This window comes from Corallococcus sp. AS-1-6, assembly GCF_020037015.1.
In the GTDB taxonomy this organism is placed as follows: domain Bacteria; phylum Myxococcota; class Myxococcia; order Myxococcales; family Myxococcaceae; genus Corallococcus.
Genome location: NZ_JAIQDE010000009.1, coordinates 204,000 through 226,195, shown reverse-complemented (window position 1 = coordinate 226,195; position 22,196 = coordinate 204,000). Strand labels below are relative to the sequence as shown.

Here is a 22,196-nt window from a genome sequence, read left to right as displayed (position 1 = left end):
GAGCGGCGCAATGGTTCCTGCGCTTTCCGTCGTCCTGCCCTTCAACCCCGCAACCTCCGCCGCGGCCGCCCGGTTCGCCCATGCGCTGTCCGGCCAGGCCCAGGTCGTGCTCGCGGGTGAAGGGCCGGTGGACGTCACGCCCGGTCCCAACGTCCACGTCCTCGCCGCCCAGGGTGGCAAGGGGGCGGCCATCCGCGCCGCGCTCCCCCACGTCACCGGCGCCCACACGGTGCTCCAGGATCCGGACGCCGCCTACTCGCCCGACACCTACGACGCCCTGGTGCAGCCCCTGCGGGACGACACCGCGGACGGCGTCTTCGGCCGGCGCCCCGGCATGTCCCCGGAGATGGTGGCCGAGCGCGCGCTGGGCGGCATCACCCGCTTCGTCACCGACGTGGCGCTGACGGATCCGCTCACCGGCCTGCGCGCCTTCCGCACGGAGGCGCTGCGCTCCATCCAGCTCACCAGCGACGACGACGCGGTGGACGCGGAGCTGGTGGTGAAGCTGGCCGCGCAGCTCTTCCGCCTCACGGAGGTGGCCCTGCCGCCGCTGCAGGCCGTGCCGCGCCGCCCGGCCTCCGCGCACCTGGCCCGCCTGCGCACGCTGGTGCGCTACGCCACCGTGCGCGACGACGCGGACAACCAGCACGAGGGCTACTCCACCCTGGAGCGCATGGACGGCGCCACCCACTACAACCAGTGGCTGGGCCGCCGCTTCCGCGAGCACATGGGCCGGCGCGTGCTGGAGATTGGCGCCGGCATCGGCACCATCACCCGCGAGCTGGAGGCCGGCGCGGAGCACCTGGTCGCGCTGGAGGTGGAGCGCTTCTACGTGGACCGCCTGAAGAACCTCTTCCGCGGCAAGCCCCACGTGCGCCCCTACCTGTCCGACGTGGCGCTCGCGGACTGGGAGTCGCTGAAGGCGGAGAACCTGGACACCATCGTGCTGTCCAACGTGCTGGAGCACATCCCGGACGACGCGTCCGCGGTGCGCCGCTTCCGTCAAATCCTCCAGCCGGACGGCCGCGTGCTCATCCTCGTGCCGGCGCTGCCGCAGTTGTTCGGCGCCATCGACGAGGCCGTGGGCCACTACCGCCGCTACACGCCGGACACCCTGCGCGCGGTGCTGCAGGAGAACGGCTTCCGCGTGGACACGCTGGAGTGGATGAACCTGGTGGGCCTGCCGGGCTGGTTCGTCAACAGCCGCCTCCTGCGCCGCCGCGCGGTGCCCAAGCTCCAGCTCAAGCTCTACGACGCGCTGGCGCCCCTGCTCGCCCAGGCCGAGCAACAGGTGCGGCTGCCCGTGGGCATGAGCCTGTTCGCCGTCGCCCGCGCCGTCTGATGCCCGCGTGAGCGCCGAACCCCACCCCACCTCCCCGCCGCCCCCCGACGCGGCCCCGGCGCCCCCCACCGTGGCGCCCGCGCCCCGCGCCACGGGACTGCCCCGGGCGGTGTGGGCCACGGTCGCGGCGCTCTACGTGGTCCTCTTCCCGTACCACCCGGGCCTGCGCTCGCCCAACGAGCTGTGCCGGCTGTGGCAGACGCGCGCCCTGGTGGAGGACGGGACGCTGGAGATCAACCGCGCCCTGCGCGACTACGGCCCGGTGGGCGACCTGTCCGTGATGGACGGGCGCTACTACCCGTCCAAGGCGCCGCTGCTCTCCTTCGCCGCGGTGCCCGTGTACGCGGGCCTGCGAGCCCTGGGCGGCGGCCACCGCTACGCCGTGCCGGAGGTGCCGCTCGTCTTCTTCAGCCGCCTCTTCCTCACGGTGCTGCCCACGCTGGGGCTCCTGTGGCTGGTGCGCCGCTTCCTCCGCGCGTTCCTGTCGCCCGTCGTCGCGGACGGCGTCACGGTGACGTACGCGCTGGGCTCGCTCGCGTTCAGCTACTCGCTGCTCTTCATGAGCCACCAGACGACGGCGGTGCTGCTCTTCGCGGGCTTCTACGCGCTCTGGAAGCTGTCGCGCGGCGAGTGGCGCGAGCGAGGCTACGCCGTGGCCGGCGCGTGCGCGGGCGCCACCGTCGCCGCCGAGTACACCGGCGCGCTCGGCGTGCTGGGCCTCATCCTCTACGCCATCCTCACCGTGCTGAGCGTGCCAGCGCCCTGGGCCGCGCGGCTGAAGAAGCTGGGCCGGGCCACGGGGCTCGCCGTGCTGGGCGCGCTGCCCTTCATCGTGGCGCTGGGGCTCTACCACCAGGCCACGTTCGGGCACCCGCTGGAGACGGGCTACAAGCACCTCAACGACGCGGCCTACCAGCCGTGGCACCTGGGCGGCTTCCTGGGCATCCGCACGCCGGATCCGCGCGCCTTCACGCTGTCGTTCTTCTCCCCGCTGCGGGGCCTCTTCACCCTGTCGCCGTTCCTGCTGCTCGCGCTGCCCGGGCTCGCGCTGCTCAAGCGCCTGGGCAGGACGTCCCCGGAGGCACGCGCCCTCTTCTGGATGTCCGCGGCCACGCTCGCCGGCTACACGTACTTCACCTCGTCGTTCACCTACGACTCGTGGGGCTGGACCACCGGGCCCCGGCACCTCACGGGGCTGGTGCCCTTCCTGCTGCTGCCCGCGGGGCTGGTGCTGGAGCGGCTGCGCGGCGCCGGCAGGCCGGTGCTGTCCGGCGTCGCGGCCATGCTGTGCGCGGCGTCCGTGCTCGTCACGGGCCTGGCCACCTTCGTCAACTACATCCCCGACGACGTCTCCACCCCCGTGCTCGCGCTGGCCCGGCCGCTCCTCCTGGACGGCTACCACCCGCCCAACCTGCTCGCCTTCCTGGGCCTGCCCACGTCCCTCGCGGGCGCGGTGCTGCTCGCGGCGCTCGCCGCCGTGGCGGCCTGCGTCTTCGTCGCGCTGGGCCGGGACGCCTCCGCCCGCGCGCCCGCGCCCGCCGCCTGGGTGGCGGGGCTCGCGACGCTGGCGGTGATGACGAGCGCGCAGGCGGTGTTCACCCGGAACGACCGCGCGGATCAGAACGCGGTGCGCTTCCTGGAGTCCGTCTGGCTCCAGCCCCCCGGCCGCCCCACCGCGCCCTTCTGGCCCCGCGCCGGTTCCTGAGCGCGTGGCTATACTGGCGTCCCCCTCCCCCTGGAGACCGTGCATGACCCCGCGGTGGTGCCTGCTGTCCACCCTCCTGCTGTGCGCTCCAGCCCTCGCCCACGCCGAGGACGCCGCCGCCCTCTGGGACAAGAGCTGCAAGAACTGCCACGGCCCGGACGGCCGCGCCCAGACGCGCATGGGCCAGAAGGAGTCCATCCCCGACATGAGCCGGGCCGCCTGGCAGAAGGCGGAGTCGGACGCCGAGCTGCGCGAGGTCATCGCCAACGGCTCGTCCCACAACCCCAAGATGAAGGCCTACAAGGACCGGCTCACCCCGGAGCAGATGGACGCCCTGGTGCGATACATCCGCACCTTCAAGGCGAAGGAGTAGCGCTCGTGAATAACCCTTCGCGTCCGGGCGTCGTGGGGATTGGGAGAATGGGAGCCGCCATGAAGACCCTCACCGTCGCCATCGTGTTCTGCCTGTCCATGGTCAGCCTCTTCACGTCGGTGCGCGCCGACGCCAACGCCTTCCCCCGCCTGGAGCCGGGCATCTCCCAGCCGGTGGCGCTGATGCCCAAGGGCGGCGACGGCAAGGGCGGCGGCAAGGGCGGCAGCGACGGCGGCAAGGGCGGCGGCGAGGAGGACGAAGAGGAGTACCGCCGGCAGACCCGCGCCCTCTCCCAGAAGGCCGCCCTGGAGCTGGTGGACCCCGGCGTCCTGGACGACATGCTCCGCCTGCGCGCCGCCGTGCGCGGCGGCCAGCGCTGACACCCGGGCAACCTCGCAAGAATGAGGGGGCTCGCAAAGTTTGCGCAGCCGCCTGACGTCAGACGGCACCCCCCTGCATCACGGACATCCCTTATTCCGGCGGGTTGAGCGCCGGAATTCCCGGCACGAAGATTGCTGTTCAGGGGCACCCAAGCCGTACCTCCCCCCAGGGGTACGTGAAGGAGCCCCCGATGGTGCGTCGCCCAACTCCCCGCCGTCAGTCCCGTGGCTTCACGCTCCTGCTCGCGCTGGGCGTGGTCGCGGTCGTGACGATGGCGGTGATGCTCAGCTACAGCGTGGTGGGCCGCGAGGCCGACACCCAGGCGGACACCCGCCGCCAGAAGCAGGCGTTCTTCGCCGCCGAGGCGGGCCTGGCCGAGGGGCGCGAAGCGGTGCGCCTGATGATGGCGAAGAACAGCGGCATGAACCAGTTGACGCTGTCCACCGCCCTGGGTGGGGCCGCGCCGGTCGCGGACATCCCCGGCATCGCCGGCGCCAATCCCCCCTGGTTCGAGCTGCTGCCCGGCACGGGGGGGGGCAACTGGAACAACTACACCCTGCTCAAGGCGAACATGGGGCCCGCGGAGATCCCCGTGGGCGTCGACTTCCCGGAGCAGAGCAACGTGCGCTACCGCGTCTTCGTCCGGGACGACGTGGATGACGACTCGGACAGCGTGGACTCCAACGGCCAGTTGTGGATCCTCGCCGTGGGCGAGGTGACCACGCCGAATGGCCGCCCGACGCGCTCCCTGGTCCAGGCGCTGGTGACCAACGCGGAGGGCGACTCCGTCTTCATGCCCGGCTGCCAGCAGCGCAACTGCAGCTCGGACCAGACTGGTGGCCACAACCCGGACGAGAGCACCGCCGGGGAAGGTGTCGCCATCAAGATCAACCCGTACCCCTGACCTCGCTTTCCCCCACGAGCCCTCATGAAACGCCTGCCCCTCATGCTGCTCCTGCTCCCGGCGCTCGCCAGCGCCCAGGAACGAGGCGAAGTGGCCTTCAACAAGGCCTGCGCGCAATGTCACCAGGCCCGCACGCCCACGGAGACGCCCAAGAGCCTGCTGGGTGTCCGCCAGCCGGTCGGCCCCTACATGGACCAGGTGCTGCGCAAGAAGAGCCTGACGGAGGTCCGCACCTGGGTGGAGTCCCCCCACCGGATCAACCCCAAGACCAACTGTGACACGCGCCTGCTGAGCCGCGATGAGCTGGACGGCCTCACCAGCTACCTGTCCACCGTCGTGGTCGCTCCGCCGCCGACGCGCCGGATGCGGCTGCGCCGGCAGATGGAGGAGCAGGCCGCGGCGCTCCAGAAGGCGGATGCGGAAGCGAAGGCGAAGTCCCAGCCGAAGACCCAGGGGAAGCAGTGATGCGCACGCTCTTTCAACGAACCCTCACGGCGCTGGTGCTGACGGTCGCGACGCCCTCGCTGACCACCGCGCAGCAGCTCTGCCAGGACGACCTGGCCAACGACAAGCAGGGCGACTTCAAGCTGGGCCCCAACGGCCTCACGGTCGCCAACAACACCATCATCCTGCGCGACGACGGCCGGCTCCAGCTCAACACCAACCTCAAGAAGCTGGACTCGGAGAACATCACCTTCCCGTTCGACCAGACGGTCACCATCGACTACGTGTACGAGTCCGCCGGTGCGTCGCACTCGCTGGGCTACCTGTACATGGATGACGTGGTCGCCCGGGGCTACGCGGATCCCGTCACCCGCGAGCTGGTCGACAAGAACAACAACGGCATCCTCGACCTGCACGAGGCCATCTACAACCTGACGCCGGACGACGACACCGTCCTGCCCATCAAGTACGTGGGCAAGACGCGCCGCTGCACCCGGTCCTTCACGTCCGGCGGCAAGAAGTACATGGAGCCCGACCTGGCGATGAAGGGCGACTGCTCCAAGACCTTCGTCCACAAGACGGACGTGACGGACTCGCGCCCCGTCCGCGCGGACTCCAGCTTCTACAACATCGAGAACGACTGGGTCGGCACCAACGAGATCAACGGCACCGGCGGCGACAACGGCCTGTTCCCGTACATCCCCAACCTGCTGGAGCCGGCCGCCCCGGCGAACAACAACCTGGGCCTCGGCCGCATGGTCTTCCTGCTGGTGGATGACGACAGCGACAAGACGGTGCACCGCAACATCGGCCCTGTCTCGGACGTCACCGACACCTACGACGGCGTGCCGGACTACAACGTCTCCCAGTACGACTTCCGCGGCATCAAGCTGCCCGCGCCCCCGGTCGGCGACCCCGAGTACACCAACTACCAGCAGATCAACACCGGCGACCGCCGGGTGAACCTGGGCCTGGTCCAGGGTGGCAAGGAGATCGTCTTCTTCGCCGTCGTCTACTACGACGCCCGCCACAACACGGACAACGACACGGTCGCCCCCTGCCTCAAGCGCAAGCCCTACACGGGCGACCCCGCGGAGGACGGCAAGTGCCTGCTGCACCTGCAGACGACCGTCTCCGTGTTCTTCTCCAAGGCCACCTGGAACCTGGACCAGAACTTCAAGGCGCCCGCGGACAACAAGGTGGCGGAGCGCAACATCGGCTGCAGCTACGAGGAGAGCTGCACCTCGCCTGCGTCCGCGACGGCCTGCACCATCGCGGGGACCAGCAAGAAGGCCTGCGGCTGGCTGGAGCAGGACACGCTCGACCGCCTGGACACGGCCGCCTACAAGAACCTGAAGATGCCGAAGGAGGGCGTGACCGTCATGCGCCCCGGCACGGAGCCCGGCAACCCGCAGATCGCCATCGACCGGATGAACTACATGCCCCACGTCATCGTGGGCGCGCCGACCACGGACCCCTTCCGGTGGATCCTCGGCTTCGAGGACCTCAACGGCGGCGGTGACCGCGACTTCAACGACATCGTGTTCATGATCAACAAGGAGAACGGCGGTGGCGCCAAGTCCACCACCATCACCTCGGACGTCATGGGCGACACGGGCGACAAGCTGGGCCCGAACTTCACCATCACCAAGGTCCGCTTCCGCCGCCAGGACGACGTCGCCCCGTACGCGACCCCCGGCAACCCGCCCACGAACATCCGCCCCAACGCCGGCTGCACCAAGGCGCCGTGCTGGACGGAGGAGGTCCCGGGCGCCTGCACCGCGAGCGGCGTGAAGCCCACCATCACCTATTCCATCGCCGTGGACTGCCGCGTGCTGGACGCGGCCGGCAAGTACCAGAAGAACGAAAACCCCACGTGGGTCCCGGTGCCGCTGGACAACAACAAGCAGTACCCGGACCAGGAGGTGGAGGTCGACATCCTGGCGCTGGGGCTCACCGGCTCGCAGTTGTGCTGGAAGGTGGACATCAGCAGCCCCAGCGAGCTGTGCCGTCCCATCATCGACGACGTGGACATCGGCTACCAGGCGGTGCGCTCGGGCGCCTACGCGCGCTCCAGCCCCAGCACCATCGGCAACGTCGCCGTCTGGGGCGTGAACGAGACGCCGGGCCAGAACTGGGGCGCGGGCTGGAACGCCGAGGGCACCCTGCCGCCTCCCGGCAACCGCGCGTATGACGGCGGCAAGGACTACGGCATCCGTGGCCGGCTGTACCTGCAGTCGCTCTACAACCCGGAGAACCCCAAGGCGACCGAGCCGAAGCTGCGCTGGGAGGCCGGGCGCGTGATGGCGCTGTCGCTGGCCGCCTCCAACCCGCTCAACCGCAAGCTCTACACGATGAACAGCGCGGGGGACCGCCTGGACGTCAAGCACGCGGACATGGGCAACACGCTGATGCCCGCCTCGCTGTGCAACACGTACAGCGAGATTGACGGCCGCTACCTCTACGACCTGAACCACGACGGCGTCTGCACCGTGGCCGCGTCGACGTCGCCCTACAGCGACCGGCAGTTCCTCATCGACTGGCTGTATGGCTACGAGGACGCGAACGCGGCGCTCGCCGCGAACAAGTTCCGGCCCTGGCCCTTCGGCGGCATCAACATCTCCACCGTGGCGCTGGCCGTGCCGCCGTACGCGGACCCCTGGTACCAGAACGCGAAGCCCGCCGAGCGCGACCTCTTCCGCACGAACTTCCTGGAGCCCCTGAAGACCCGCAGCACCCGGGCCTTCGTGGGCACCATGTCGGGCGTGCTCCACTCCTTCGAGTCGGGCGCCTTCCGCAACGAGGTGGATGACCCCTGCACGCCGGGCAACAGCCAGTTCCGTGGCTACTTCGCCGCGTCGTCCTGCCCCAGCGACGGGAGCCCGGCCCTGCGCGACTACGGCTCTGGCAAGGAGTCGTTCGCGTACATGCCCAACCTGCTGCTGAGCCAGTACCGCAACCAGTACGTGCGCTTCCGCGGCTCGGGCACGCTGCCCAAGCCGCAGATGGACGCGTCGCCCAGCATCGCCAACATGGACTTCGGCGACCGCGACAACTGGGACGCCACCATCAAGTACAACTGGAAGCCGGAGACCACGGCGCAGAAGAAGCGGGGCGCCAAGACGGTGCTCGTCTCCGCCTCGGGCAAGGCCAGCCCGGTGGTGTTCGCGATGGACATCACGAACCCCAACGACAGTTGGTACCCGCTGCCGCTGTGGGAGTTCAGCCTGGCGAACACCGACGTGGCGTCCGCCTTCACCAGCGCCATCGCGACCGACAACACCGTGCTGATGCCGGACAACTCGGGCTCCCGGCACTCGCCCGCCCTGGGGCGCATCTCCTGGGGCTCCTCGGCGGAGGAGGACCGGCGCTGGGTGGCGGTGGTGGGCACGGACTACGACCCGGGCGACCTGCGCGCGGGCGCCGTCTACCTGCTCGACATGAAGACGGGCAAGCCGCTCACGTATGGCGGCGGGGCCGCCGGCAAGTACGCGGGCGTCCTCACCTTCGAGCAGGGCTCCGGCATCGCGGCGGAGACGCCGCTGGTGGACCTGGACCAGGACGGCTCCTATGACGTCATGTACGTGCCCACCACGGCCGGCAGCGTCTGGCGCGTGAACTTCAAGGACGTGGCCACCAGCGGCAGGAAGCTGGGCGGACAGGTGAAGAAGTGCATGGTGGCCCACGCGGCCTCCGCGCTGAAGAACCGCCCGGACGCGAACCAGACGGAGCTGGACCTGCAGGAGCTCTACTCCAACATCGCCGTGAAGGTGGTCAGCAAGGATTCGGGCCCGGCGGTGCGCTTCTACTTCGGCACCAGCGACAGCCCGGACAAGTACACGGACGGCTACCCCGAGCCGGATCCGAACAACCCCACGTACCAGTACCACCTGCTCGCGTTCGAGGACCCGGACCCCTCGGGCAGCAAGCCGTGCGCGCCGCTCACGCCCCTCTGGGTGCAGAAGCTGGCGCCGGGCCAGAAGCTGTGGGGCGGCGTGGCCCTGAGCGCGGAGAGCGTCTACGCCGCGACCGCGGTGGGCACGGCGGCGGACATCTGCAGCCTGGACGCGGACGCGCATGGCGAGGCGTACACGGCCAGCCAGGCGTCGGGCGTGCTGACGGGCGGTGGCCCGAAGGCCCTGACGGGCCACGCCATCTCCTCGCCGGTGGTCCACGACGAGCACCTCTTCGTGCTCACGGCCACGGGTGAGATGCAGGTCACGGGCGATCCGGAGAGCTGGAACAACAAGGCGGGCACGAGCGGGTCGTCCCGCTCGCAGATCATGCTCTGGGAGCCGCTGCCCGACGGGAGACTGCCGCAATGAAGCAGCGCGCATCACGGGGTGTCACCCTGCTGGAAGTCATGGCCACCATGGCCGTCATGCTGCTGGGAGTCGCGGCGGCGATGACCGTGGTGAGCCAGACGAGCCGCTCCAACCGCCGCACGCTGACCGCGAACCAGGCGCAGCTCATCGCGGAGCGCACGCTGGAGAACATCCTCCAGCGTGGCTGCCAGGGCTCGCCGACCTGCGACACCGTGAGGGACCGGACGTTCAGCGTCTGGCAGACGGCGGATGGCTTGCTGCGGAACGAGGCGCCCACGGACCCCAAGATCGTGGCGCGCCAGTACACGGTGGACGTCGACGTGGACAACCCGGCGGTCCCCGGCACGATGGAGGCCGGGAGCGGCCTGGGTGAGCCGTCCCTCAGCCGCAACCTCGCGGCGGGCACGGCGGGCACGCTCGTGAACGTGCGCGTGTCCGTCAGTTGGACCGAGCCGGGCATCCGCGAGGACCGGCAGATGGTCGTCATGCAGACCCGGATGGCACCGTGAGAGACGCTCGATTCCCTGTTCGGGGCTTCACGCTCCTGGAAGTGATGATCGCCAGCGCGCTGGGGGTCATGGTGCTCACCACCGGCCTGGTGGTGGGCGCCCAGATGCAGAAGCGCGCCATCTTCGAGGAACAGACGATGACCGCGCAGGTCACCGGGCGCGCGGTGAAGGAGATGCTGACGCTGGACATCACCCGTGCGGGAGCGGGCATGGGCAACGCGCCCATCTCCTTCCTCGTGGGCGGCGTCACCGACGAGCGCTCGGCCATCACGGTCTGGCGCCAGCCGGACCTGAAGACGGGCGCGAACACGCCGTTCGGCCCGGACGCGGACTTCGAGCCGCCGCCCGCGGGCTTCCCGGCGTCGGACGCCCTCCAGCTCTACTGGGGTGACACGAACGGGATGGTCACCCTGGCGCCGTGCGGCTCCGGGAAGGTCCGCCAGTCCAAGACGGAGTTCTGCGCCAAGCCGAACGCCTCGGCGGCCATGGTCACCCCCAGCGGCCCGACCTCCGCCATCATGGTCAGCGGCGGCAACCGGCCCGCGTGCCCGGTCCGGATCACCGGCATCGCGCCCAGCGCGACCACCCCCTCCACCATCACGGTCGACGGGGCGCTGCCGGAGTCCCCCACCTGCGAGGACTTCGGCTCGCCCTCCACCATCTGGACGCCCAAGTCCGGCTCGGACGTCGTGAACTGGCTGGCGCTGCGGCTGAGCGGCGCGGCCTACCGGGTGAACTGGAAGGGCGGCATCCCCACGCTGGAGTACCTGGCGCCGGGCTCCCCGACCTGGTCCGTGTTGAGCCGCGACGTGGAGCAACTGAGCGTGCGCGAGGGCGTCGTGGACTTCGACCCGGCCCTCAAGGGCGACCCCGACCGGTACTACGAGCTGGAGTGGTACCCCAGCGTCGCCGGCGAGACCAACCACCGCAACCCGGGCGTTCCCCACCCGGCCATCTCCGAGTGTGACGAGGCGAAGTACAACCTCGACGCCTGCAAGACGGACGACCTCAACGAGAGCGGGAACGCCCTCCCGGCCCTGGCGACGTACCCGGCCGCGGACCGGAAGAAGGAGGTCATCAAGCGCCTGCGCCAGCGCGTGCGCGAGCTGGAGGTGACGCTGGTCATCCGCACGCGGCGCATCAACCGGGACGCGGACATGACGGGCACGGATGAAGAGGGCCAGCCGAAGGACGGCTACACGCGCCGGCGCTACACCTTCCGCGTCGCGGCGCGCAACATGACGGTGGGCCTGCAGCGGCCGGCGGACCCGTCAGCTCCGGTGACTCCATGAAGCCCACGCGTGGCATGACGTTGTTGGAGATGATGACCGCCCTGGCGGTGATGGCCGTGTGCATCACCCTGGCGGTCGCGGGAATGCAGGGGAGCATCGGCGGGCAGAAGGAGAGCGCGGCCACGCGCGAGCTGTGGTCGGGGGCGCTGCGGGCGCGCCAGTTGGCCATCAGCACGAACCAGCCGGTGCGCATCGTGGTTGAGAACGACGTCGCCCAGGCGAACGGTCAGCAGTTCACCGTGGCCCGCTGGGAGCGGCTGCGCTGCGGTGACGCCGCCACGGATGACTGGAGCACGGCCCAGTGCCCCAGCAACGCCTGCCTCAACCGGACGTGCCGCACCACGCCCGCGTGCTGCACGGAGACGGGGCCGGACATCGTCATCCCGCCCACCATGGACGCCTCCAACATCAACAACCTGTGCTTCCTGCCGGGCTCCGGCCGGCCGGTGTTCAACCGGATGGACTGCATGCGGGGGCAGCTCGGCCAGCCCGAGCTGGTCGCCGCGGCGGCCCCGACGGACAGCTCCATCCAGTTCCGCTTCACCTCCGACCGCGCCAAGAGCGTGCTGATGGTGGAGCCGCTGACGGGCCTGTCCAGCGTGATGGACTGCGACTCGCAGGCGGCCACCACCACCGACACCAGCCGCAGGGACGTGCGGCTGGCGACGGCCTGCGCGGCCCCCTGAGCGGGCCTGCCGCGCGCCCGGGGACCTTCCATGTCCCGGGCGCGCGTGCGCCTCCCCGCCTGGCGGCCGTCCCGCTGCGTCCCTGGACACGACAGGGGTCCGCATCCAGCGTTGATTTGGGACAGGGCGCACCCTAATTAGCCGAGGGCCCCACACGGGCCCCCGAATGGATACCTCCCTTCCCCCGAAGTCCGACGGCACGTCCTGGCCCGGCGGCGCCCCCTCCTCCTCCGGTGATGCCTTCGCCCGGCTCCTCGCCTCCCTGCGCGCGGGGCACCGCGCGCGGACGCAGGGGGTGAAGGGCGCGGCGCGCGGCCACCTGCTCGCCCGCCTGCACCGCGAGCTGCGCGCGCCCCTGGTGTGCGTGGCCGTGGACGAAGAGGCGGCGGACGCGCTCGCGCACGACCTGGCCTTCTTCCTGGGGGGCACCGGCAGCCTGCTGGAGCCCCGCGTGCTGCGGCTGCCCGCGGACGAGGTGCTCCCTTACGACGAGCTGTCACCGGAGGCGGGCCCCATCACGGAGCGCCTGGGCGCGCTGTTCCACCTGGCGCGCGGCACGCCGTTCCCCGCGCTGGTGCTGTCCCTGCGCGCGCTGCACCGCCGCGTGCTGCCGCTGGGGGTGATGGAGGGGCTGGCCCAGCGCGTGGAGGTGGGCCAGGACTTCGACCGCGACTCGCTGGCGCGGAAGCTGGCGCTGATGGGCTACCAGAACAGCCCGCTGGTGGAGGACAAGGGCACCTTCAGCGTGCGCGGCGGCCTGCTGGACGTCTTCAGCCCGCTGTACGAGCGGCCGGTGCGCCTGGAGTTCTTCGGGGACACCATCGAGTCCATCCGCGTCTTCGACCCGGAGTCGCAGCGCACCGTGGACGCGCTCAAGTCCGTGGACCTGGTGCCGGCGCGCGAGCTGCTGCTCACCGACGACACCCGCCCGCGCGCCGAGGCCGCCGCCCGCGCGGTGGCGGACCGCATCAACCTGCCCACCATCAAGCTGCGCGAGCGGCTGGACGCGCTCCGCGAGGGGCTCCCCGGCTTCGGCCTGGAGGGGCTGCTGCCCGGCTTCTTCGAGGGCGGGCTGGCCTCCGTGTTCGACTACCTGCGCGCGTGGGCGAAGGAGCCCGTCGTCTACCTGGACGACCCGGTGGGCCTGGACCGCGTGCAGGAGGAGCTGTGGGCGGAGCTGGCCAAGGGCGTGGAGGAGGCGGACGCGCGCCAGGACCTCACCTATCCGCCGGAGCACCACTTCCTCACGCGCGAGGGCGTGGCGGCGGGACTCGAGGCCCTGCGCGTGGTGGAGGGCGGAGGCCTGTCGCTGTCGCAGTCCGGAGCGCCCGTGGCCTTCACCTTCGGCACGACGCAGGACCTGCGCGAGGCCATCCTCGCGCACCACGGTGAGGAGGGCGCGCTCACCCCGCTGGTGGAGCGGCTGCAGCGCTGGCGCGACACCGGCGTGGCGTGCGCGGTGGCGTGCGGCACGCTCAGCCAGGCGGACCGGCTCAAGCGGCTGCTGCTGGACCGCTCCGTGATGGTGAAGGTGCACACGGAGGCGTTGCAGGACCCGGCGAAGCTCTACGAGCCGGCGGTCTGGGCGCACCTGTTCACCGGCGAGGTGAGCCACGGCTTCTTCGACCCGGAAGGCCGGCTGGCGGTGCTCGCGGACGAGGAGATTTTCGGCGTCCGCTCCCGCCGCCGCGTCAAGCGCAGCAAGAAGCTGGACGCGTTCGCCGCGGGCTTCAAGGACCTGAAGGAAGGCGACCTCATCGTCCACACCGACTTCGGCATCGGGCGCTACGCGGGCCTGACGAAGATGGAGGTGCAGGGCGTGCCGGGGGACTTCCTCGTCCTGGAGTACGCGGGGCGGGACAAAATCTATCTGCCGGTGGGCCGCATGCGGCTCATCCAGAAGTTCACCGGCGGCGACCCGGAGAAGGTCCAGCTCGACAAGCTGGGCACGACGAGCTGGGAGAAGACGAAGAAGCGCGTCAAGGAGCAGTTGCTCAAGATGGCGGCGGAGCTGTTGCAGATGGCCGCCGCGCGCAAGGCGCACCCGGGCTACGCCTTCGCGCCGCCGGACCGCTACTTCGCCCAGTTCGAGGCGGACTTCGAGTTCGAGGAGACGCCGGACCAGGCGAAGGCCATCGAGGACGTGCTGTCCGACATGCAGAAGGCGCAGCCGATGGACCGGCTCGTCTGCGGCGACGTGGGCTACGGCAAGACGGAGGTGGCGATGCGCGCCGCCTTCAAGGCCACGCTGGACCGCAAGCAGGTGGCGGTGCTGGTGCCCACCACGGTGCTGGCGCAGCAGCACTTCCACTCCTTCAAGAAGCGCTTCAAGGACTACCCCGTCACGGTGGAGGTGATTTCCGGCATCCGCAAGCCGCCGGAGATCCGCGACATCCTCCGCCGCGCGAAGGAGGGCAAGGTCGACATCGTCATCGGCACGCACAAGCTGCTGGCGGGCGAGGTGGCCTTCAAGGACCTGGGGCTCCTGGTGGTGGACGAGGAGCAGCGCTTCGGCGTGAAGCAGAAGGAGGCGCTCAAGCGGCTGCGCACGCAGGTGGACGTGCTGACGCTGACGGCGACGCCCATCCCCCGCACGCTGCACATGAGCATGTCCGGCGTGCGCGACATGAGCATCATCGCCACGCCGCCGCAGGACCGCCGGGCCATCCGCACCTTCGTGATGAAGTACGACGAGGCCGTCATCAAGGAGGCCGTGGAGCGGGAGATTGCCCGCGGTGGCCAGGTCTTCTTCGTGCACAACCGCGTGGAGTCCCTGCCGTCCATGGAGCAGGAGCTGAAGAAGCTCCTGCCGAACGTCTCCATCGGCGTGGCGCACGGGCAGATGGCCGAGGGGCAGTTGGAGAAGGTGATGCTCCAGTTCACGGAGCACAAGTTCCAGGTGCTCCTGTGCACCAGCATCATCGAGAGCGGCATCGACATCTCCAGCGCCAACACGATGATCGTCAACCGCGCGGACCAGTTCGGTCTGGCGCAGCTCTACCAGTTGCGCGGGCGCGTGGGCCGCAGCAAGGAGCGCGCGTACGCGTACCTGCTGGTGCCCACCCGCCGTCCGGTGACGAAGGACGCGCAGCGGCGCCTGGAGGTGCTCCAGAACTTCACGGAGCTGGGCGCGGGCTTCTCCATCGCCAGCCACGACCTGGAGATCCGCGGCGCGGGCAACCTGCTGGGCGAGAAGCAGTCCGGCGCCATCGCTGAAATCGGCTTCGACCTGTACGCGCAGTTGATGGAGGAGGCGGTGGCGGAGCTGCAGGGCCAGCCGCCCAAGGTGCACGTGGAGCCGGACATCAACCTGCCCATGCCGGCGCTCATCCCCGACGACTACGTGGCGGACGTGCACCAGCGGCTGGTGTTCTACAAGCGCTTCAGCCAGGCCAGCCACCCGGACGAGGTGACGGACCTGCGCGCGGAGCTGGTGGACCGCTACGGCGAGGCCCCCGACGAGGTGGACGCCCTCTCCGAGGTGACGCTCTTGAAGATCGACATGCGCGAGCTGCGGCTGCGCGCGCTGGAGGCGGGCCCGGGCCGGCTGTCGCTGGCGCTGGGCGGCGACGCGCTCCTGGACGGCGCGAAGGTGGCGGGGCTGGTGCAGCGCTCCAAGGGCTTCTACCGGCTGACGCCGGACATGAAGCTCATCGCCCGCGTGCCCCCGGAGGTGAAGGGGCACGCCCTGCTGGCGGAGGCGCACAAGCTGCTGCGCGACGTGGGCACCTGCGCGCTGCCCCGGCACTGACGCACCTGGCGGGGACTTTCCGCTAGGCTGGCCGCCGAATGGCGATCGAGAAGGCGCTGTTGCTCATCGCGGACATCGGCGGCTACACCCGCTTCATGCGGCAGCACCGCTTCGGTCTCGCGCACGCGCAGGACACGGTGGCCCAACTGCTGGAGGCCGTCATCGATGCGTCCGGCCGGTTCAAGCTGGCGAAGCTGGAAGGCGACGCGGCCTTCTTCTACGCCGTGGGTGACGACGCCTCGCCGGTCGCGAAGCAGGTGGCGGCCATCCGCCGTGCCTTCCTGGAGCGCCGGGAGCAGTTGGTCCTGGACCGCATGTGCAGGTGCGACGGCTGCACGCAGGTGGGCAACCTGACGCTCAAGTTCGTGGCCCACGCCGGGGAGGTCGCCTTCCAGAAGGTGAAGCACCTCACGGAGCTGGCGGGGGTGGACGTCATCCTCGTGCACCGGATGCTGAAGAACGACGTGCCCGTGCCCGAGTACGTCCTGATGACGGACGCGGTGCACCAGCGCCTGGAGCCGGAGCTGCGCCAGCTCAGCCAGGGGCTGGAGCACGACTTCGAGGGCATGGGCCGCACGCCGACGCACTACCTCGACCTGAGCACGCTGGTGTCGAGCGTGCCCGCGCCGCGCCCCAACGTGCTGCGCAAGCTGTGGAACAAGCTCACCCTGGAGCTGCGCTCGCTGAAGTACGTGCTCGGCCTCAAGGAGGCGTGCCAGGGCTTCCGCAACGTCGAAATCGTCGACGAGAAGCCCTGAAGCGCCGCGCCCTCAGCCGCCCGTGCAGAAGCGCGCGACGGCCTGGGTGAGCGCGGCCTCGCAGCGCACCAGGTCCTCCATGGGGACGAACTCGCCCGTCTGGTGCGCGACGCGGATGTCGCCGGGGCCGAACACCACGGCCTCCGCGCCCAGCTCCGTGAGCTGGGGGGCCTCCGTGCCGAAGGACACCGTCTCGGACGCGTTGCCGCTGACCTGCTCCAGGAAGCGCACCACGTCCGCGTCGCCGCGCGTGTGGACGCCGCGGTCCATGCGCAGGACCTTGATGCGCGCCTCGTAGGCGGGCTCGTCGCGGGTGAGCTCCTGGCGGATGTGCTCCATCAGCTCCGGGACGCGCTCGGCGGCCTGACCGGGGATGGGGCGCCATTCGACGGTGAAGCGGCAGGAGCCGGGCAGGACGTTCTTCGCCTTTCCGCCCTGGATGAGGCCCACGTTCACGGTGGTGAAGGGCGGCTGGAAGCCCTCGTCGCGGTCCTCGCGCAGGACGGTGTTCGCCAGCGCCTCCAGCCGGTGCAGGAAGCGGCCGGCGCGGAAGATGGCGGACGCGCCCAGCTCCGGGTACGCGCTGTGCCCCTCCTTGCCCAGCACCTCCACCTCCGCCAGGCAGTAGCCCTTGTTGGCGCGCACGGGGATGAGGCGCGTGGGCTCACCGACGATGGCGTGCCTCGCGCGGCCCAGGCCGGCGGCCACCAGCTTCTTCGCGCCCACGAGGCCGACCTCCTCATCCGCGGTGAGGATGACGAGCAGGGGCGCGTCCAGCCCGGGCAGGTCCTTGCGCGTGGCGGTGTGCAGCGCGCAGGCGATGAAGCCCTTGGTGTCACAGGCGCCGCGGCCGTACAGCTTGCCGTCGCGCTCGGTGAGGCGCAGCGCGTCCGTCCAGGCGGCGTCGTAGGGCACGCAGTCGGAGTGGCCCACCAGGGCCAGCGCGGCGCGGTCGGCGTCGCCCTTGCGCGCGATGAGGTTCACCTTCGCCACGCCCGCGTCGTCCGTGTAGTGCTGGCGCTCGGCGGTGAAGCCCGCGGCCTCCAGGCGCGCCTGGGCGTAGTCGATGAGGGGCGCGTTGGGGCGCGAGGACGTGGTGTCCAGCGCCACCAGGTCGGCCAGGGTGGCCCGCAGCGCGGGCAGCGTGTCGCTCATGGGACGGCCTCCAGTCAGGCCACCTCCATGCCACCGCCCGCGCCGCGACGCCAGTGTGCCCGCGCCCTCAGCGTCGCGAGGAGGCCACCACGTCCGCGTCCGGGGCCCGCGGGAACACGGAGTTGTCATCCGCGCCCGGCCGGCCCAGGCCCTTGGAGATGGCGGGCGCGGACGCGGTCACCGGGCCTACGTAGAAGACCCCGTGGTAGCCGTCCTTGTTGGGGGAGTCCCAGACGTGCACGAAGAAGCGGTCGCCGTTGTCCTTCCCCTTCGCCTCCTTCACGCCACAGTCCAGCTTGCGGCCCTGCGCATCCGGCGCGCAGATCCACGCCGAGCCGCTGTCGTACGCCACGTCCAACGCCACCACGTGCTTCAGCCGCTCGGACAGGAGCCGCCCCATGGGTTGGTACTGCTTGTCCCAGGGCAGCCCCTTCGCCGTGCGCGGATGGATGTTCCCGCTCACCACCAGGTGGAAACGTGTGGGGCCGGCCTCCACCTCCTTCAACACCGTGGCGGCCAGCGCCTGCTCGCGCGGCTGCCCCGTGAGCTTCGGGTGGTCGTAGACGAACACCGCCACGTCCAGGCCCTGTGCGCGCAGTTGGCGCAACTGCTCCAGCATGTTGGCCACGGCCTCGCTGCCCCGGCCATCCGGATAGGGGCTGCGCCAGAACGGCGCCTCCATCAGCTTGAGCCAGTCCTCCTCCCTGCCCTGGCTCTGGAGGAACGTGGTGATTCGCATCTGGTTGTCCACCGGCAGCTCCAGCCCCACCGACACGGGCAGGCCCCCCGCGGTGAGCTGGCAGGCGGCCTGCGCGATGAAGCGCGGCACCTGCTGGGTGCCGTGCAGCTCGCCCAGCAGCAGCACCCCGCCCGCCTTCGCCTGGGCCTTCAGGCCGAGGATGGGCGCGCCGCACTCGGTGAACACGGGCGCGGACTTCGCTTCGGGCGCTTTCGCCACCTGCTGCACGGCAGTGGGCGGAGTGGCGCCGTCCTTTGCCGCCAGACGTGGCGCGATGGCGTGAAACACCCGCCACTCCATGGTGAGGTCGCGCGTGCCATGCGCGGACTCCGCGACGATGGCGTTCTCTCCACGCGGCATCGAGAACCGGTCCTCGTCGTCCTCCACGCTGAGGGCGAAGCCACCCTCCAGTGTTTCGGGGCCTCCCGGAGCGGGCTGGATGCCCCCCAGGTCCTCCAACCGGTTCTGGAGGTCGAGCCCCATGTTGCGGCTCACGCCCCACTCCAGCTCCTTGCCGGGCGCGGAGAGCGTCTTGTTCGCGCTGCGGGTGACACGGATGATCCACAGCTTGCTCTTCGTGGGCGTCTCCCGCTTGCCGAGCACGAGGTAGCAGTGCCAGTAGCCGGAGACCTTCGAGCCACCGAACTCCTCCTTCCATTCCGTCTGCAGCACCGGGCTTCCCGGGGCCTCGCGGAAGGTCAGCTTCGCGTCCACGAAATACTGACGCACCGAGGGCCAGATCTCCTCCAGGGGCCGGTCGTAGATGGCCTCCCGGCCCATCAGGTCCCAGTCCACCGGTCGGGCGGCGCATCCCACCGCCAGGAGCAACACCATCCACCCCATGTTCAGCATCAAGCGCATTCGCAGTGCCTCCATCGCGTCACGCGACGCGGAAGGAATGTGACGTGGCGGGTGGGCATATCGAGTCGCGCGTTTCCGCTGCGATGGACTACGGGCTCGGCGTGGACACCGTGTCCGGGTTGCCCAGGCCCTTGAGGACGGCGGGCTCGGACGCCGTCACGTGTCCCACGTAGAACACGCCGTGGTAGCCGTCACTGTTGGCCGAGTTCCACCGGTGGACGAAGACGCGGTCTCCGTTGTCCTTCCCCTTCGCTTCCTTCACACCGCAGTCCAGCTTGTTGCTCCGCGGGTTCGCCGCGCAGATCCACGCCGTGCCGCTGTCGTAGGCCATGTCGAGGGCCGTGACGTCGTCGAGTTCCGCCTTCAGCAGGTAGCCCATCGGCTTGTACTGCTTGTCCCAGGGCAGGCCCTTCGCCGTGCGCGGGTGGATGTTGCCGCTCACCACCAGGTGGAAGCGCTCCGGCTTCGACTTCACCTGCGCCAGCACCGTCTTCGTCAGCGCGTCCTCGCGCTGCTGCCCCGACAGCTTCGGGTGGTCGTAGACGAACACCGCCACGTCCAGGCCCTGCGCTCGCAACTGCCGCAGTTGCTCCAGCATGTTGGCCACGGCCTCGCTGCCACGGCCGTCCGGGTACGGGCTGCGCCAGAACGGGGCCTCCATCAGCTTGAGCCAGTCCACCTCACCGCCCTGGCTCTGGAGGAACGCGGTGATGCGCTCCTCGTTCTCCACTGGCAGCTCCAGCCCCACCGTCACCGGCATCCCCACCGTGACCAACTGGCACACCGACTGCGCGATGAAGCGCGGCACCTCCTGCGTGCCGTGCAGCTCCCCCAGCAGCAGCACCCCGCCCGCCCTGGCCAGCTTCTTCAGCCCGAGGATGGACTGGCCGCACTCGGTGAACACCGGGGCTTCCTTCGCGCCCGGCGCCTTCGCCACCGCCTGCTCCGCGCGCACTTCCTGCTTCTTCGCCAGCTTGGGCATGACGCCCCGGAACACGCGCCACTCCATGGTCAGGTCGCGCGTGCCCTGCCCCGACTCCATGTAGAAGGCGTTCTCGCCCACGGGGAAGGTCAACCGGTCCGCGTCGTCCTCCACGCTCAGGTCCGAGACATCTTCAGCGCCATTGCCAAGGCTTCGGGAAGTGCCCCACTCCAGTTCCTTGCCGGGCCGCGACAGCGTCTTGTTCACCGACTTGGTGATGCGGATGATCCACAGCTTGCTCTTCGTGGGCGTCTCCCGCTTGCCGATGACCATGTAGCGGTGCCAGTAGCCGGCGATCTTCGAGCCGCCGAACTCCTGCTTCCACTCGGTCTCCAGCACCAGGCTGCCCCGGTCCTCCCGGTAGGGCAGGCGCGCGGCCGTGAAGTACTCACGGACCGACGGCCACATCTCCTCCAGGGGCACGTCGTAGATGGCCTCGTAGTCCGGGGTCTCCAGGTCCTGCCGCCCGGCACAGCCCCCCACGGCCAGTCCCATCAGCATCACCAGCGCCAACCCGATTCCTGAACGCATCCACATCCTCCTTCCCCCACAAACGGGCCGGTGGCGCCTCCATATCGAACCGGGTCCCCGACCCTATGGATAGAGGCGACGGGCGAGCTGCTGGAACGACCTGCCGCTCTCCTCCATCAGCGGATGGCGGCCGTCCCGGACCACGAGCCGGCCCGCCACGGCCACGTCGCGCACCGCGCCTCCCGCCGCGCCGAAGACGATGCCCGGCAGGAGCGACGCCGTCCCCGCGCCCACCAGCGACGGGTGGTGCACGTCCACCGTGAAGAAGTCCGCGGCGGCCCCCGGCGACAGCGTGCCCGTGCCCATCCCCAGGCTTCGCGCGCCCTGCACCGTGGCCATGTCGAAGAGCCGCGCCGCCAGCCCGTCCAGGGTCCCCGTCCCCGGGTCCAGCACCGCGCGGCGCAGCCGCACCAGCCGCAGGTGCTGCTCCAACTGCCGCGCCTCGTCCAGCAGGTCCACCACCGTCTGGCTGTCCGAGCCGAAGCTCACGCGCGCCCCGGCCTTCACCAGCGCGTCCGCCGGCACGATGCCGTCACCCAGGTTGCGCTCCGTGGACGGGCACGCGCACACCGTGGCCTCCGCGCGGCCCAGCAGCGCCACCTCGGCCTCCGTCAGGTGCACGCCGTGCACCGCCGTGAAGCGCGGCCCCAGCAGGCCCACGTCCGACACCAGCTCCACCGGGCGGCGGCCGTGCTCCGCGAGGCACGCCTCGATCTCCTTCGGCTGCTCCGCCACGTGCATGTGGATGGGCATGCCGGCGGGCGCGGCGCGGGCCACCTGCGTCAGCCAGTCCCGCGACACCGCGCGCACGCTGTGCGGCGCGAGCCCCACGTTCACCCGCGCGTCGCCGCGCACCGCCTGGGCCAGCGCCTGCGTGGTGGACAGGAACGTGTCCACGTCCGCGTCGATGAAGCGGCGCTGGCGCGGGTTCGCCTGCACGTTGAAGCCCGCGCGCGCGTAGCCCACCCGCAGCAGGCAGATGCGCAGCCCCACGTCCGTGGCCGCGCGGATGACCGCGTGCGCCAGCGCGTTGCGGTCCGCGTAGGGCGTGCCGTCCGGCTGGTGGTGCAGGTAGTGGAACTCGCCCACCGTGGTGATGCCCGCGAGCACCATCTCCAGGAACACCTGCCGGGAGGCGACGTGGATCTCCTCCGGCGTGAGCGCCTCCGCGGCGCGGTACATCGCCTCGCGCCAGGACCAGAAGTCGTCCTGCCCTCCGGCGGACGCCACGTACTCGGTGCGCCCGCGGATGAGCCGCTGGAACGCGTGCGAGTGGCCGTTGACGAGCCCCGGCAACAGCGCCCGCCCCGCGAGCCGCTCCACGCGCGCGCCCTCGGGCACCGCGTCGAGGACCCGGCCATCCGCGCCCACCGCCAGCGCTCGGCCTTCGTGGAAACGCCCTTCCGTGAAGAGGAAGTCGGGTTGGTAGACAGTGATGTCGCTCACGCGCGGCAGCGT

General features: G+C 70.6%; 16 protein-coding genes. 12 read left to right on the top strand and 4 right to left on the bottom strand.

Going from position 1 to position 22,196, the window contains the following annotated elements:
- Nucleotides 1-10 precede the first annotated feature (10 nt).
- The 12 genes from K8612_RS15115 to K8612_RS15060 all read left to right on the top strand — a co-directional run bounded on the left by K8612_RS15115 (nucleotide 11) and on the right by K8612_RS15060 (nucleotide 16,470).
- The gene (locus K8612_RS15115) at nucleotides 11-1,342 is read left to right on the top strand and encodes a bifunctional glycosyltransferase/class I SAM-dependent methyltransferase (RefSeq protein ID WP_223740729.1); all 1,332 of its coding nucleotides are present in this window, start codon (nucleotides 11-13) and stop codon (nucleotides 1,340-1,342) included.
- A 7-nt stretch (nucleotides 1,343-1,349) separates the two neighbouring features.
- Complete coding sequence (locus K8612_RS15110; protein ID WP_373692106.1) at nucleotides 1,350-3,047, top strand: hypothetical protein; 1,698 nt, start codon at nucleotides 1,350-1,352, stop codon at nucleotides 3,045-3,047.
- Nucleotides 3,048-3,090: 43 nt separating this feature from the next.
- Nucleotides 3,091-3,420 (top strand): cytochrome c, encoded by a 330-nt coding sequence (locus tag K8612_RS15105; protein WP_223740730.1) that lies wholly within the window; start codon nucleotides 3,091-3,093, stop codon nucleotides 3,418-3,420.
- Nucleotides 3,421-3,479: 59 nt separating this feature from the next.
- A complete protein-coding gene (locus tag K8612_RS15100) occupies nucleotides 3,480-3,800 on the top strand; it encodes a hypothetical protein (protein WP_223762773.1) in 321 nt (106 codons plus the stop codon).
- 191 nt (nucleotides 3,801-3,991) lie between these two features.
- Nucleotides 3,992-4,705, top strand: a complete 714-nt coding sequence (locus K8612_RS15095) for a hypothetical protein (protein WP_223762772.1) — start codon at nucleotides 3,992-3,994, stop codon at nucleotides 4,703-4,705.
- Nucleotides 4,706-4,729: 24 nt separating this feature from the next.
- Nucleotides 4,730-5,170: a c-type cytochrome gene (locus K8612_RS15090; protein WP_223762771.1), complete on the top strand. Its 441-nt coding sequence runs from the start codon at nucleotides 4,730-4,732 to the stop codon at nucleotides 5,168-5,170.
- Nucleotides 5,170-9,474 carry a DUF4114 domain-containing protein gene (locus K8612_RS15085; protein ID WP_223762770.1) on the top strand — a complete coding sequence of 1,435 codons (4,305 nt, stop codon included), beginning with the start codon at nucleotides 5,170-5,172 and terminating at the stop codon, nucleotides 9,472-9,474. The genes K8612_RS15090 and K8612_RS15085 overlap by 1 nt, the downstream gene beginning before the upstream one ends.
- The gene (locus K8612_RS15080; protein WP_223762769.1) at nucleotides 9,471-9,983 is read left to right on the top strand and encodes a prepilin-type N-terminal cleavage/methylation domain-containing protein; all 513 of its coding nucleotides are present in this window, start codon (nucleotides 9,471-9,473) and stop codon (nucleotides 9,981-9,983) included. Before K8612_RS15085 ends, K8612_RS15080 begins: the two co-directional genes overlap by 4 nt.
- Entirely contained in the window at nucleotides 9,980-11,275 is a 1,296-nt protein-coding gene (locus K8612_RS15075) for a prepilin-type N-terminal cleavage/methylation domain-containing protein (protein ID WP_223762768.1), read from the top strand. The genes K8612_RS15080 and K8612_RS15075 overlap by 4 nt, the downstream gene beginning before the upstream one ends.
- Entirely contained in the window at nucleotides 11,272-11,961 is a 690-nt protein-coding gene (locus K8612_RS15070; RefSeq protein WP_223762767.1) for a Tfp pilus assembly protein FimT/FimU, read from the top strand. Before K8612_RS15075 ends, K8612_RS15070 begins: the two co-directional genes overlap by 4 nt.
- Nucleotides 11,962-12,127: 166 nt before the next feature.
- Complete coding sequence (mfd, locus tag K8612_RS15065) at nucleotides 12,128-15,712, top strand: transcription-repair coupling factor (RefSeq protein ID WP_223762766.1); 3,585 nt, start codon at nucleotides 12,128-12,130, stop codon at nucleotides 15,710-15,712.
- Between the two features lie 38 nt (nucleotides 15,713-15,750).
- On the top strand, nucleotides 15,751-16,470 hold the full coding sequence (locus K8612_RS15060) for a DUF2652 domain-containing protein (RefSeq protein ID WP_223762765.1): 720 nt from the start codon (nucleotides 15,751-15,753) through the stop codon (nucleotides 16,468-16,470).
- A 12-nt stretch (nucleotides 16,471-16,482) separates the two neighbouring features.
- Here K8612_RS15060 and argE read toward each other — a convergent pair whose 3' ends face one another.
- From argE to hutF, 4 genes are all read right to left on the bottom strand, one after another.
- On the bottom strand, nucleotides 16,483-17,625 hold the full coding sequence (gene argE, locus K8612_RS15055) for an acetylornithine deacetylase (protein WP_223762764.1): 1,143 nt from the start codon (nucleotides 17,623-17,625) through the stop codon (nucleotides 16,483-16,485).
- 67 nt (nucleotides 17,626-17,692) lie between these two features.
- Nucleotides 17,693-19,225, bottom strand: a complete 1,533-nt coding sequence (locus K8612_RS15050; RefSeq protein ID WP_223762763.1) for a ChaN family lipoprotein — start codon at nucleotides 19,223-19,225, stop codon at nucleotides 17,693-17,695.
- 88 nt (nucleotides 19,226-19,313) lie between these two features.
- Entirely contained in the window at nucleotides 19,314-20,738 is a 1,425-nt protein-coding gene (locus K8612_RS15045) for a hypothetical protein (RefSeq protein ID WP_223740741.1), read from the bottom strand.
- Between the two features lie 63 nt (nucleotides 20,739-20,801).
- Nucleotides 20,802-22,184, bottom strand: a complete 1,383-nt coding sequence (hutF, locus tag K8612_RS15040) for a formimidoylglutamate deiminase (RefSeq protein WP_223762762.1) — start codon at nucleotides 22,182-22,184, stop codon at nucleotides 20,802-20,804.
- Nucleotides 22,185-22,196: the final 12 nt, after the last annotated feature.

Excerpts from the sequence above, each read along its gene's own strand:
- K8612_RS15060 (WP_223762765.1), top strand. The coding sequence starts at position 15,751 with ATGGCGATCGAGAAGGCGCTGTTGCTCATCGCGGACATCGGCGGCTAC.
- K8612_RS15090 (WP_223762771.1), top strand. The coding sequence starts at position 4,730 with ATGAAACGCCTGCCCCTCATGCTGCTCCTGCTCCCGGCGCTCGCCAGC.
- K8612_RS15080 (WP_223762769.1), top strand. The coding sequence starts at position 9,471 with ATGAAGCAGCGCGCATCACGGGGTGTCACCCTGCTGGAAGTCATGGCC.
- K8612_RS15095 (WP_223762772.1), top strand. The coding sequence starts at position 3,992 with ATGGTGCGTCGCCCAACTCCCCGCCGTCAGTCCCGTGGCTTCACGCTC.
- K8612_RS15045 (WP_223740741.1), bottom strand. The coding sequence starts at position 20,738 with ATGCGTTCAGGAATCGGGTTGGCGCTGGTGATGCTGATGGGACTGGCC.
- K8612_RS15105 (WP_223740730.1), top strand. The coding sequence starts at position 3,091 with ATGACCCCGCGGTGGTGCCTGCTGTCCACCCTCCTGCTGTGCGCTCCA.
- K8612_RS15085 (WP_223762770.1), top strand. The coding sequence starts at position 5,170 with ATGCGCACGCTCTTTCAACGAACCCTCACGGCGCTGGTGCTGACGGTC.
- K8612_RS15070 (WP_223762767.1), top strand. The coding sequence starts at position 11,272 with ATGAAGCCCACGCGTGGCATGACGTTGTTGGAGATGATGACCGCCCTG.
- mfd (WP_223762766.1), top strand. The coding sequence starts at position 12,128 with ATGGATACCTCCCTTCCCCCGAAGTCCGACGGCACGTCCTGGCCCGGC.
- K8612_RS15100 (WP_223762773.1), top strand. The coding sequence starts at position 3,480 with ATGAAGACCCTCACCGTCGCCATCGTGTTCTGCCTGTCCATGGTCAGC.
- argE (WP_223762764.1), bottom strand. The coding sequence starts at position 17,625 with ATGAGCGACACGCTGCCCGCGCTGCGGGCCACCCTGGCCGACCTGGTG.
- K8612_RS15050 (WP_223762763.1), bottom strand. The coding sequence starts at position 19,225 with ATGCGCTTGATGCTGAACATGGGGTGGATGGTGTTGCTCCTGGCGGTG.
- K8612_RS15115 (WP_223740729.1), top strand. The coding sequence starts at position 11 with ATGGTTCCTGCGCTTTCCGTCGTCCTGCCCTTCAACCCCGCAACCTCC.